The organism is Flavobacterium sp. (genome assembly GCF_036741995.1).
In the GTDB taxonomy this organism is placed as follows: domain Bacteria; phylum Bacteroidota; class Bacteroidia; order Flavobacteriales; family Flavobacteriaceae; genus Flavobacterium.
On the sequence record NZ_DAINRG010000060.1, the window covers coordinates 1 to 12,618 of the forward strand.

The window sequence follows — 12,618 nt, forward strand, 5'->3', positions numbered from 1 at the left end:
CAAAACCTCTTTTTGGCAATTCATCACCAACTGGCGGCAATAATTTCACTTCTTCACCATTGTCATTCAACAACGTATCGGTTAACGGATTGAATGACAAATCTCCTGAAATTGCTAATGCCGCTACCATTTCCGGTGAGGTTACAAAAGCATGTGTATTTGGATTTCCGTCAGCACGTTTGGAAAAGTTTCTGTTGAACGAGTGAACGATAGTATTTTTTTCTCCTTTATCGGCTCCTGCTCTGTCCCATTGTCCGATACATGGCCCACAAGCATTCGTAAATACTTTAGTTCCCATTTTCTCGAAAGTAGCGATGATACCGTCTCTTTCAATAGTATAACGGATTTGTTCCGAACCCGGATTGATTCCGAATTCCGCTTTTGGTGTAATGCCATGAGCAACCGCTTGCTCTACAATGGAAGCGGCACGAGCCATATCTTCGTAAGAAGAATTGGTACAAGAACCGATTAATCCCCATTCTACTTTTAACGGCCAACCGTTAGCGGCAGCTTCTGCTTTCATTTTAGAAACCGGAGTTCCTCTGTCCGGAGTAAATGGTCCGTTAATGTGTGGTTCTAATTCTGAAAGATTGATTTCAATTAATTGATCAAAATAATCAGCAGGATTAGCATACACTTCAGCATCAGCTGTTAAATAAGAGGCAACTTTATCAGCAGCATCTACAACATCCTGACGACCGGTAGCTGTTAAATATCTTCGCATCGAATCATCGTAACCAAAAGTAGAAGTGGTAGCCCCAATCTCTGCTCCCATGTTACAAATAGTACCCTTACCAGTACAAGACATCGAAGTAGCGCCTTCTCCAAAATATTCTACAATAGCACCGGTCCCTCCTTTTACGGTAAGAATATCAGCTACTTTAAGAATAACATCTTTTGGAGCCGTCCAGCCGTTTAATTTTCCGGTCAACTTCACTCCTATTAATTTGGGGAATTTCAATTCCCATGACATTCCTGACATTACATCTACGGCATCAGCGCCACCAACACCAATGGCCAACATTCCCAATCCACCAGCATTTACTGTATGTGAATCGGTACCTATCATCATTCCTCCAGGGAAAGCGTAGTTTTCTAAAACGATTTGGTGAATAATCCCTGAGCCCGGTTTCCAGAATCCGATTCCGTATTTATTGGAAACAGAAGAAAGGAAATCGAATACTTCTTTGGATTGTGAATTGGCTACAGCCAAATCAGTTGTCGCACCAACTTTAGCTTGGATTAAGTGATCACAATGTACTGTTGTTGGTACTGCTGCCTGGCTTTTTCCGGCGTGCATGAACTGCAATAAAGCCATCTGAGCTGTAGCATCCTGACACGCTACTCGATCGGGAGCGAAGTCAACGTAATCTTTTCCTCTAGCAAAGGATTGAGAAGGCGTTCCTTCCCATAAGTGAGCATATAAAATCTTTTCTGAAAGTGTTAAAGGTCTTCCGACTAACTCTCTTGCTTTGTCAACACGAGCCGCCATAGTACCGTACACTTTTTTAATCATTTCAATATCAAAAGCCATAGTATATATAGGTTTATTTGTTTGCTGTGCAAATTTACGAAAACGTTGTACTTCTAAAAAGTTTTTACCCGAATATGTTAGTCAAGCCTACTATTTTGCGAAAAGCTGATTTTTGGCATCTCTTTTTTATCAATACACCATTATAAAGTACAAAAAATGAATATTATTGATTTTTATCTCTTAAGTCCATCATCGGTTTTTCATAAAAACGATATAATAAGGAACTCAAAACAAAGGTAATCACAAGGTAAATCGATAAAAACGCACACAACGTAAGAGTCGTTTGTCCTTCTATTGGGAAATAATGTTTCAGTAGCTGCAGCACAACTCCATAATGCAGCAGGTAAATGGAATACGAAATCACACTAACGAACGTAACCGGTCTCGACAAAACAGTCTTTTCTGTTTTCCATTCGGATAAAAAAGGGAGAAAGCAAGCCACAGCACTGGATACTATTGGCAAATAAAAAACATTCCATAGTCGCGGAAATTTTTCAATCAGCAGACCAAAATGACCAATTCCAATAAATAAAAACAAGAAAACAAACGTTCCCAGAACAAAGAAATACCGCTTGCTTTTTTGCCAAAACTCTGTAAAATTGGCATAAATCCAACTACACAAAACCCCCATAAAAATACTGTCTAACCGATACATCACAACTGGTTTCAACGAAACATTCCATTGGTTTATATCTGTATTGGTGGTGGTTTGCTGATAATACATTTTGTTTCCCAAGAAAATCAAGATCAGTATCAGAACGGCTACCAGAAAAAATCGGGATTTGTGTTTTGGTTTAATGACACTTCCGACAAATAAAAGAAAAATCGGCAAAACTACATAAGCATACTCTTCGACGGAAAGACTCCAGGATTCGGTAAAGAAAGGCAACATCGATGTGTTGAAGTTTTGCAAGAAGACAAAATATTTCCACAATGCTAAAATGGAATTTCCGATGATGGCGCTGATGAGTATATTGACCAATAAAATTAAATAATAGTTGGGCAAAGTTCTGAACCATCTTCTTTTCAGAAAGAAAAGAACTGTCCTCGCGGAAAAGTCATTTTTCAGATACAATTGGTATAAAATTTTGCCGATTAAAAAACCGCTTAATACAAAAAATATTTCAACACCAAAAAAACTAGAAAAAGCCAGCAGCTGATATAGCACTCCATTTGTAGGCGGCAAAACCCAAATGCAATGCCCAAACACCACCATAAGAATGGCTAAAGCCCGCATCAAGTCGAGCCCGAAAATTCTTTTTGACAACTGATTATTTTCCATCTATTTCAAATTTTTGTCGGCGGTAGTTGTTGATTGGTTTTTCAAAATACGTATAAAAAACATAACTCAGACTCAGTGTAATGAGTAAGTAAGCTAAGGTAAAGAAATTCAGCTGCATCGTTGAAAAAGCAGATGTGTCAATAAAATATTTCATCAAAAACAAGACAATACTGTAATGAATCAGATAAATAGAATACGACAAATCACAGATAATCTGAACTCCTTTTTCGATTCGTTTCGGAGCGGTTTTCCAACTGTTTAAAATTGGGAAAAACAAAACGATTCCCAGCGATGTGATTGGCATACAAACCACATTCCAAAACCAGGAAGCGTTGTCCATTCTGAGTTTTGCTATGGCAATTGCATACACTATCGAGAAAAGCAACAGCATTCCTAAGCCCATAAAAGCGATTTTATATTTATTCAAAAAAGGCTGATAATTTAAACTCACGTAACCTATCAATACTCCAAACAAAACGCTATCCATTCTGTAAATCACTACGGAACGTATGGTTCTGCTCCAAGAAGTTAAATCGCCATGGTCAAATTTGAGATTGAAATAAATTTTAAAACTGAGCGAAAGCAGAATCAAACCCAAAATGGTGCTAAGAAAAAGGATTTGCTTAGAGATTTTTTTAGAAAAAGTAGCCAAAAACAACAGCACTAAAACTGCTAAAATATAGCTCAGTTCTTTTATTGGCAAGCTCCACGACTCAGGAAAGAAAGGCGGAATGGGTTGGGAAATGTTTTGAGCCAAAAAGAAATACTGCCACACTTTGGCTAAAGAAAATCCAAAACATAAATAAATAACCGCATTAATAAGGATGACCAAATAGTAGCTGGGCAATACCCGGGCAAGTCTTCGTTTCAAGAATAAAACAACATCTTTTGCCGTATAGCTTTCGTGCAAAAACTGTCTGTAAATGATTCTTCCCACCAAAAAACCACTCATCACAAAAAAAAGCTCGACACCAAAAAAACCGCTCATATCCTTAACTTTGGCAATAAAAGTGCTGGATTTATATATCCAGGAGGAATGGGAAAACAGTACCATCGTAATGGAAATAGTCCTTAAAAAGTCTAATCCAAACACTCTTTTTGAAACATTCTTATCGGCTTGAATCATTTTAATACTGTAAATTTGTGCGTATGACTAAATCAAAGATATATAAAATTTCAGGAGTTCTAGTCCTAATCGGATTTCTTGCCGGTGGAATTTGGTATTGGCAATTGCCCAACCGCCACAAAGCCATCGTAAAATCATTTTTGTTTGAAAAAACAGGGATTGTAAACCCAAATTGGAAGGTAGAAAACAAGTTGGAAACCTATAAAATGATTTCGCCCGAGTTTTATATAGATGGCATTTACAAATCGATGGAAGGGCCAAAAGCCTCTAATTATGTACAGCTTTCGCAGGATTCCACGGTGCTATGGCTAACGGGTTTTCAGGTGAAAGCCATCAATAACAAATCCTTACAACCGATTTCGAAGGATTTTATTTGCCATACCAATATCGATTTTAATGATGTGAAATATTACAGTTCGTTTCATTTAGAAAAGAGAATCGGGACTCAATATCCGCGCTTGACTTCGTTGTCTCACGGCATGGAAAACTTTAACTTTCCAAAAGGATACGGTGTTCCGATGAAAGGAAACGAGTTGCTTTATGTGACTACCGAATCGCTAAATCACAATCTGCCTGATGCAAATTTTTGGATCCGTCACGAAGTCGACATCAATTATTCTAAAGAGAAAAACCTAAAACCCTTGATGAGCCGCACAGCTTTTATCATGCTGCCTTATGATAAGTACGATCCTTACAAACAGCCCACAGATCCGGGGACCAATCAGTGTATTCCGGTGGAAACTAAAAACCACAGTTATGATGATGGTAAGGGAAATAAACTCTCAGGACATTGGGTAATTCCTGTTGGCAAAAACACTTATCGAAGCGAGGTAAACAATCAATTGCAGATACAGGACAGTCTGCGTTTGCATGCTGCTGCCATCCATGTGCATCCGTTTGCGACGCAAATTGCATTGTATGACAAGACTGCAAAGAAAGCGGTTTTCACCAGCAAAATTGTCAATCACATTGGAAAAGCCGGATTAACCAGTATTGCCCCATTTTCTTCAGAAGCAGGCATTTGGCTGTACAAAAATCACGATTACGAAATTGTATTGGATGTCAACAATACAACAACCGTTTCCCAAGATATGATGGGAAGCATGTTTTTGTTTTTCTACGATAAAGAGTTGGATGAGTTACTTCAAAAAAACTAAAGTAACTTAGCAATAATCATTTCTTCCGAGATTCCTTCGGCGTCAGCTTTGTAGTTTTTGATGATTCTGTGACGCAAGATTCCAACCGCTACTGCTTTGACATCTTCAATATCCGGAGAAAATTTTCCGTTGAACGCGGCATTGGCTTTGGCGGCTAAAATTAAGTTTTGAGAAGCTCTTGGTCCGGCGCCCCAATCTAAATAATTGTTTACGTATTCAGAAGCTAAAGCACTTTTAGGTCTTGTTTTCCCCACCAAAGTCACAGCATATTCCACCACATTGTCGGCAACCGGAATACGGCGAATCAAATGTTGGAAATCGATAATTTCCTGTGCCTGGAATAATGGATTGATCACCGGTTTAGCATCCGAAGTGGTGCTTTTTACCACTAAAACTTCTTCTGCAAAAGAAGGATAATCTAATTTTATGGCAAACATAAAACGGTCTAATTGCGCTTCCGGCAAAGGATATGTTCCCTCCTGCTCAATTGGGTTTTGTGTTGCTAAAACAAAATAAGGCAAATCTAATTTGTAGTTTTGACCGGCAATGGTCACCGCTCTTTCCTGCATGGCTTCTAATAAAGCGGCTTGAGTTTTTGGCGGTGTTCTGTTAATCTCATCGGCCAAAATGATATTGGCAAAAATAGGGCCTTTGATGAATTTAAACTGACGGCTTTCATCCAAAATTTCACTTCCTAAAATATCCGAAGGCATCAAATCGGGTGTGAACTGAATTCGTTTAAAATCTAATCCTAAAGCTTGTGAAATGGTATTCACCATCAATGTTTTGGCCAAACCAGGCACACCCACTAAAAGCGCGTGTCCTCCAGAAAAGATACTAAGCAAAATTTGGTCAACAACATCGTCCTGACCTACAATAATTTTGGAGATTTCTTTTTTAAGCTCAACTCTTTTTTGAACTAAATTTTGAATGGCAGCAACATCAGACATTATATTTCGGATTTTAGGATTAAGGAATTTGGATTTTAATTCTCTAAACTACTATTGTTTTTTGACCCACTTATTGGTAAAGACACAATCTCTGTATTCACCGTTAATTTTGATATAGGTTTCTCTTATTTTTTCTTCAACCCATTTGTTAATGGCTTTGATTTGTTTTTCTTTCAACGCCAAATCTTTAATCTTAGTATAATCTTTGGCATAATCAGCAACGTGCTCATCAATTCGGTTGGTTACCGTGATAATTTTGTATTTTTTCCCGGCTCTTGGATCGTCATCTAAAATGGGCGAAGTGATAGCTCCATTTTTCAAATTAGACACTTCGCTGTACAAGCTCGGATCCATTTTTGTCAATTCGAAGTGCGTGTCCTGCGTTTTTGGATTGATTAACGTTCCACCATTAGCACGGGTTTCTTTTTCATCCGACATCGTTCGGGCAGCATCAGCAAAAGTAATTTCGCCGTCTTCGATTCGCTTTTTAATCAAGGCTATTTTTTCTTTAGCATCTTTCAAAGCTTGGTCAGAAACTTTAGGCATCATTAAGATATGGCGCAGTTCTACTTCTTGTCCTTTTATCTTTTCCACCATAATGATATGATAGCCGTATTCGGTTTCAAACGGTTCTGAAATTTCGCCTTCGCCTAAACTAAACGCTACGTCTTTAAACTCTTTTACGAATTGGGTTTTTCGATTGATTTTATAAAAACCACCATTGGAAGCAGAACCTCTGTCATCAGAATAAATCACCGCTCTGGTCTTGAAACTGGCGCCGGCTAAGACTTCAGCTTTGATTTCTTTTAGTCGGGTAATGACTCTTTGTTTTTCTTCTTCCGTAATTTTCGGAGCGGCTACGATTTGAGCCACTTCCATTTCGGCACCAAAAACAGGCAAATCATTCTGTGGAATGGCTTTAAAGAAATTACGCGTTTCTTCCGGAGTGATTTCTATGGCATCAACGATTTTCTTTTGCATTTCGGCACCCAACTTATTGGTTTTGATGATGTCAAACAATTCGCTTCTGAATTCATCTTCGCTATTTTTCTTGAAATACTGAACAACTTTCTCCATCGAACCCAATTGTTCTACCATATAGTTCAACTGGTCGTTTAGTTTTTCTTTTACTTCTTCATCTTTGACAATGATACTATCCTGAACCGCTTGGTGGGCGTATAATTTTTCTTTTAACAGCGACTCTAACATTTGACAACGGGTGATATCTTTCACCGAGTTTCCTTGGCTTGACAATTCCAAAAACGACTTATCAATATCCGAATCAAGAACAATATAATCCCCTACTGTTGCTATAACGCCATCTACTTTTTGCTTACGAAGATTGATAGTCTGCGGCTTTGTTTTCACCGTATCTTTAATAATCTCCTGAGCATTGGCAAACCACACAGAACAAAGTGTTGTAATAATTACTGCGGTTAGTTTGCTACTTGTATGTTTCATAATCCTTGTTTTTAATGGCATCATCGATGATTTCTTTTTCAAATTTTTTAATCAATTCTAATTTTCGTTTGTTCAATATCACTTCTTTCAAAGTGGGTTTGATATAGTCAAATGGGGAAATTTGATTTTTATCTATGACGTTAGTCACTTTTATTAAATAGACATCTCCTTTGTCCTGGATTTGTATTTTTTTACCGGCCTGCATCAGCTCGTCCCTATTGTCCGGATTTATAACGGGTAACTTGACATACACTTGGCTCATATCTACCCAAACACTGTCGTTCATGGCAAAACTTTTGAACTGTAACGCGTAGGTATCCCAGAACTTTTTATCTTTTTTATTATAATCAAAGAACTTACTTCTTATGGTTTCAAAACGCGGATTCTCTTTGGCCAGATTGACAAATCGCAATCGTACTAAGGTGCCGTTGGTTTTAAAATTTTCTTTGTTTTCGTTATAATACTTTTTTAATTCTTCTTGGCCTACGATAGTATCTACCGTGTTTTTTACGACTTCGTCTATGTAAGCCTTGGTATATAAATCAATCTTATACTGCCTGATTAAAGCATTGAATTCTTTCTTTTTGTTTTCACTGAGATTTCGCTCAGCGGCATCGATTAACAATTTTTGACTGGCCCATCGGTCTATAAAATCCCTTACCAGCAATATACTGTCTTCTTTGGAAGTTCCTGCAGGAACAAGCGTGGCGATGTCACTTTTATAGAGGTAATTTTTTCCTACTCTGGCAATTGATTCAGGCTTTTGTTCCGGTTTGAAATAGTTACAGGAACAGGCCATCAACAACAATAAGAAAAAACTATTTCTAATCATCTTAAGGATTCAGCTGTTTTTTAACTCGGTCAAAAACGTCTTTGTTTATTTTCACCGTAAACTCTTGTTTCAAATCATCAACCCATCGTTGTTCTAAATATTGCTGGTAATCATTGACTACTTTGCCTTTGCATTCTTCCAATGTTTTCACTTCTTCTGGCAATACTTTATCCACTTTGGTTACAAAATAATATTCCCCTTCTTTGAAGATATCCGAAATGCCCACTTCGTATTTAATTCCTTTTGGCAAAGCATCGCTTCCTTCTTCAAAAACGCCACTGTTTGTCATGACATTCACAACATTGTTTACGTTAAGTTTGTCTTTGATGGCTTGTGGTTCTGCTTTTTTCTTCAACATCGCCAAAGCACTTTTAATCACATCCATTTTGGTCGAAGATATTATGGTAGCGGTAACTCTTTTTTTCCACATGTGCTCCATTTTGTGGTCATTGTAGAATTTTTGTAAGCCAATAGTATCCGTTTTAGATCGATCCCAAATCTCTTTTTCCATCAAATCAAAAAGCAATAATCCGTCACGATATTCCTCCATCACGTTGGCAAATTCCGGGAATTCATTTTCTAAATTATCGTCATAATAATTGGTCAATTGTTCGTCTAAAAACTTATCGTATAAGGCATCTGTCAATTTTGACAACGGCTTAACGGCTAATCCAGATTTCTGTTGTTTGTCTACGAAATCCAAAAAGGCTTTCCCATCAATTTTCTTGTCATTGATAGTTAATAATGGAGCCGTGTAATCTTTGGCATTAGCCGGAAGAGTCCATTTGCTATCATAGAAATCGTTAGTTACCAATTTTGAAAGTATCGCAAACTGTTTGGCATCTTTTTTATAAGCATATTTCTTTCTCAGTTTTTCATTAAGCGATGCGGTGATTTTTTTCGATCGGTCGTCTTTTCCGATTTTAGTCTCTAACTCATTTTTCATTTCGTCCAAAGTTTTCAACGGGCTCTTCTCTATCAACTTGACAATGTGCCAACCAAATTGGGTTTGAAATGGTTTTGAGATTTCGTTTGGTGCGCTCAATGAAAAAGCTACATTTTCAAATTCTTCAGAGCTCAATTGACCCGAAGCAAATTTATTCAACACACCCCCTTTTGAGGAAGATGATTTGTCTTCCGAAAATTGCTTGGCTAAATCTTCGAATTTTTCACCTTGCTGAATTTTTTTGTAGATATCGTTAATCGTATTTTTAGCCTTATCCTGATCGGCATCTTCCGGTTTTGGATTTAAAATCATGATATGAGCTACGGTCACTTCCCCACGATTAGGTCTGATGTCATCTACTTTTATAATGTGGTAACCAAAACGGGTTCTGATAATTTTAGAAACTTTTCCTTTAGGCGTATTATAAGCGGCGCTTTCAAAAGGATAAACCATTCTGAACGCCGTGAAATATCCTAAATCTCCTTTATTTTCTTTAGCAGATGGGTCCTCCGAATATTGAGCGGCTAAAGCTCCAAAATCTTCTCCAGCCAAAGCTTTTTTACTAATATCTTCAATTTTTTTGTAGGCTTTTAATGTGTCAGCCGGCAAAGCATTTTCATCAACTAAAATTAAAATGTGTGATGCTTTGATTTCTTTTTGAAGGCGGTTGTATCCTTCTTCTATAAGCGCTTGCGTGATTTTGGTATCGTTAAAATAGTTTTTGGCCAATTGAGTTCGATAGGATTTCAACTCATTTTGATAAGGCAGATTATTTTGCAATCCTAATTTGTAGGCTTTATTGACTTTTAATTTGTAACCTACAAAAAGCTCTAAATATTGTGTCAAATCTTTTTGTGATTCGTCTTTTACTAAATCCAGATTCTTTTTATAAACTCTGGCAAATTCATCCGTGTAATAAGGTTTCTCATTGATGGTAAACAAAACTTCTTTAGAACTTTTTTGCGCAATACTTGCAAGGGATACTAAAAAGAACAATCCGAAAAAAAACTGCTTTAAACTCATGCTTTTATAATTTCTGATAAAAAAATTTACACTTAAATTTTATGTTGGACAACACCCTAAAATGCCTTTAGTTTATTAGCCTAACAATCAACAAAAGTAACAATTCAAACACATTATACAAGCATCGTGCTTAGTATTAACAAAAATTTATTAACACAAACTCAAATAGGAATAACCACAAAAAAAATAGAGCTGCATTTCATACCTAAATAATGGGTAAATAATAGTATTTTTGCAAACTATTTATTGAAAATCATGAGTTTTTTAAAAGAAATACAACGTCGCAGAACCTTTGGAATTATATCGCATCCCGATGCCGGAAAAACAACTTTAACTGAAAAACTGTTACTTTTTGGAGGGGCTATTCAGGAGGCGGGAGCTGTTAAAAACAATAAAATCAAAAAAGGCGCCACATCCGATTTTATGGAAATCGAACGTCAAAGAGGGATCTCTGTGGCGACATCGGTATTGGCTTTTAATTATAAAAATAAAAAAATCAACATTCTGGATACACCAGGACACAAGGATTTTGCCGAAGACACTTTTAGAACCTTAACGGCTGTTGACAGTGTTATTGTGGTAATTGACGTGGCGAAAGGAGTTGAGGAGCAAACCGAGAAATTGGTGGAAGTTTGTAGAATGCGAAACATTCCGATGATTGTTTTCATCAATAAACTGGATCGTGAAGGAAAAGATGCCTTCGATTTGATGGATGAAGTGGAGCAAAAATTAGGATTGAGCGTTACGCCCTTGAGTTTTCCTATTGGAATGGGGTATGACTTTCAGGGAATTTATAATATTTGGGAACAAAACATCAATCTTTTTAGTGGTGACAGCCGTAAAAATATTGAAGACACTATAGCTTTTTCGGACATTGACAGCCCTGAATTAGAAAAGATAATTGGGGAAAAACCAGCTGTGAAACTTAGAGAAGAACTGGAATTAATTAATGAAGTTTATCCGAAATTTGACAGAGAACAATACTTAAACGGCCATTTACAGCCGGTATTTTTTGGTTCAGCATTAAATAATTTTGGTGTCAGAGAGTTGTTGGATTGCTTTATCGAAATTGCTCCAGCGCCAAGACCGAAAGAATCGGAAACCCGTTTAGTAAAACCCGAAGAGGAAAAAATGAGTGGTTTTGTTTTTAAAATACATGCCAACATGGATCCAAAGCACCGAGACCGATTAGCGTTTGTAAAAATTGTTTCCGGTACTTTTGAAAGAAATAAACCCTACACTCATGTTCGATTGAACAAAAATTTAAAATTTTCCAGTCCGAATGCTTTTTTTGCCGAGAAAAAGGAAATCGTTGACATTTCTTATCCAGGCGACATTGTAGGGCTACACGATACCGGAAATTTCAAAATTGGAGATACTCTGACCGAAGGAGAAGTAATGAGCTTCAAAGGAATTCCGAGTTTCTCTCCGGAACATTTCAGGTATATCAACAATGCCGATCCGTTAAAAGCAAAACAATTAGACAAAGGTGTCGACCAATTGATGGATGAAGGAGTTGCCCAGTTGTTCACATTAGAAATGAATAACAGAAAAGTAATTGGAACAGTTGGAGCATTGCAGTATGAAGTAATTCAATATCGTTTAGAACATGAATACGGAGCTAAATGCAGCTATGAAAATTTTCCAGTTCATAAAGCTTGCTGGGTAAAACCTAATGACCCTAAGAGTGAAGAGTTCAGAGAATTTAAAAGAATAAAGCAAAAATTCTTAGCGCATGACAAGTACGGACAACTTGTTTTCTTAGCTGACTCTGAATTTACCATTCAAATGACACAAAGCAAATTCCCAAATGTCAAATTATACTTTACTTCTGAATTTGATTAATTAACCCTAAAAAATCTAGGTAAATTTTTTAAGTTAAAAAATGATTAGTATCTTCGTAACCAGATTATAATAGTTTCTATGAAAAACACATTAAAATTTTATTTATTAGCATTCTTCCTTATTTCTGATGTAATGACTTATGCGCAGGGAGACACTGGTGATGGTGGCCTAGAAGGAAATGACCCTCCACCGGCTCCTATAAATAGCAAACTAATTATATTGCTGTTTTTAGGATTGGTTTTAGCTTTCAAGACTTTAAAGCAAAGAAATAAAAAAATAATATAATTAAAACGCTCCTCAACCGGAGCGTTTTTTTTGTTTTAGTAACAACTTTTCTATATGATTATCTTTTTAAAGTGAATAGACTAGTATAGAATCTTCATATCGATAAAAGTAAACTATATACAAAATAAAAAAGCCTCTTCATTTCTGAAGAGGCTTTTAGTTTAATATCAATTATAC

General features: G+C 36.8%; 10 protein-coding genes. 3 read left to right on the plus strand and 7 right to left on the minus strand.

Annotation, left to right across the window (positions count from 1 at the left end; translation table 11 throughout):
- The 3 genes from V7D82_RS12315 to V7D82_RS12325 all read right to left on the minus strand — a co-directional run.
- Positions 1 to 1,534 (minus strand): aconitate hydratase (locus V7D82_RS12315; RefSeq protein WP_333601278.1); only part of this gene is annotated, 1,534 nt, incomplete at its 3' end.
- 163 nt (positions 1,535 to 1,697) lie between these two features.
- A complete protein-coding gene (locus tag V7D82_RS12320; RefSeq protein ID WP_333601279.1) occupies positions 1,698 to 2,816 on the minus strand; it encodes an acyltransferase family protein in 1,119 nt (372 codons plus the stop codon).
- Positions 2,806 to 3,942 carry an acyltransferase family protein gene (locus V7D82_RS12325; protein ID WP_333601280.1) on the minus strand — a complete coding sequence of 379 codons (1,137 nt, stop codon included), beginning with the start codon at positions 3,940 to 3,942 and terminating at the stop codon, positions 2,806 to 2,808. The genes V7D82_RS12320 and V7D82_RS12325 overlap by 11 nt, the downstream gene beginning before the upstream one ends.
- A gap of 23 nt (positions 3,943 to 3,965) precedes the next feature.
- Here V7D82_RS12325 and V7D82_RS12330 point away from each other — a divergent pair, with 23 nt between their 5' ends.
- Entirely contained in the window at positions 3,966 to 5,099 is a 1,134-nt protein-coding gene (locus V7D82_RS12330; protein WP_333601281.1) for a hypothetical protein, read from the plus strand.
- On the opposite strand, the gene V7D82_RS12335 is transcribed toward V7D82_RS12330, so the two are convergent.
- The 4 genes from V7D82_RS12335 to V7D82_RS12350 are packed head-to-tail and all read right to left on the minus strand — an operon-like array spanning position 5,096 to position 10,311.
- Positions 5,096 to 6,049, minus strand: coding sequence for an AAA family ATPase (locus tag V7D82_RS12335; RefSeq protein WP_333601282.1), 954 nt, complete (start codon positions 6,047 to 6,049; stop codon positions 5,096 to 5,098). The two genes, V7D82_RS12330 and V7D82_RS12335, sit on opposite strands and share 4 nt — an antisense overlap.
- A 51-nt stretch (positions 6,050 to 6,100) precedes the next feature.
- Entirely contained in the window at positions 6,101 to 7,510 is a 1,410-nt protein-coding gene (locus V7D82_RS12340) for a peptidylprolyl isomerase (protein ID WP_333601283.1), read from the minus strand.
- Positions 7,494 to 8,342 (minus strand): hypothetical protein, encoded by an 849-nt coding sequence (locus tag V7D82_RS12345; RefSeq protein WP_333601284.1) that lies wholly within the window; start codon positions 8,340 to 8,342, stop codon positions 7,494 to 7,496. The genes V7D82_RS12340 and V7D82_RS12345 overlap by 17 nt, the downstream gene beginning before the upstream one ends.
- Position 8,343: 1 nt before the next feature.
- Entirely contained in the window at positions 8,344 to 10,311 is a 1,968-nt protein-coding gene (locus tag V7D82_RS12350; protein ID WP_333601285.1) for a peptidylprolyl isomerase, read from the minus strand.
- Positions 10,312 to 10,566: 255 nt separating this feature from the next.
- On the opposite strand from V7D82_RS12350, the gene V7D82_RS12355 reads away from it, so the two are divergent.
- The gene (locus tag V7D82_RS12355) at positions 10,567 to 12,156 is read left to right on the plus strand and encodes a peptide chain release factor 3 (RefSeq protein WP_333601286.1); all 1,590 of its coding nucleotides are present in this window, start codon (positions 10,567 to 10,569) and stop codon (positions 12,154 to 12,156) included.
- A gap of 78 nt (positions 12,157 to 12,234) precedes the next feature.
- Entirely contained in the window at positions 12,235 to 12,441 is a 207-nt protein-coding gene (locus V7D82_RS12360) for a hypothetical protein (protein ID WP_333601287.1), read from the plus strand.
- The last annotated feature ends 177 nt before the right edge of the window (positions 12,442 to 12,618 follow it).

Bases quoted from the DNA above. Each gene is read 5' to 3' on its own strand.
- V7D82_RS12325 (WP_333601280.1), bottom strand. From the start codon at position 3,942: ATGATTCAAGCCGATAAGAATGTTTCAAAAAGAGTGTTTGGATTAGAC.
- V7D82_RS12340 (WP_333601283.1), bottom strand. From the start codon at position 7,510: ATGAAACATACAAGTAGCAAACTAACCGCAGTAATTATTACAACACTT.
- V7D82_RS12320 (WP_333601279.1), bottom strand. From the start codon at position 2,816: ATGGAAAATAATCAGTTGTCAAAAAGAATTTTCGGGCTCGACTTGATG.
- V7D82_RS12350 (WP_333601285.1), bottom strand. From the start codon at position 10,311: ATGAGTTTAAAGCAGTTTTTTTTCGGATTGTTCTTTTTAGTATCCCTT.
- V7D82_RS12330 (WP_333601281.1), top strand. From the start codon at position 3,966: ATGACTAAATCAAAGATATATAAAATTTCAGGAGTTCTAGTCCTAATC.
- V7D82_RS12355 (WP_333601286.1), top strand. From the start codon at position 10,567: ATGAGTTTTTTAAAAGAAATACAACGTCGCAGAACCTTTGGAATTATA.
- V7D82_RS12345 (WP_333601284.1), bottom strand. From the start codon at position 8,342: ATGATTAGAAATAGTTTTTTCTTATTGTTGTTGATGGCCTGTTCCTGT.
- V7D82_RS12335 (WP_333601282.1), bottom strand. From the start codon at position 6,049: ATGTCTGATGTTGCTGCCATTCAAAATTTAGTTCAAAAAAGAGTTGAG.
- V7D82_RS12360 (WP_333601287.1), top strand. From the start codon at position 12,235: ATGAAAAACACATTAAAATTTTATTTATTAGCATTCTTCCTTATTTCT.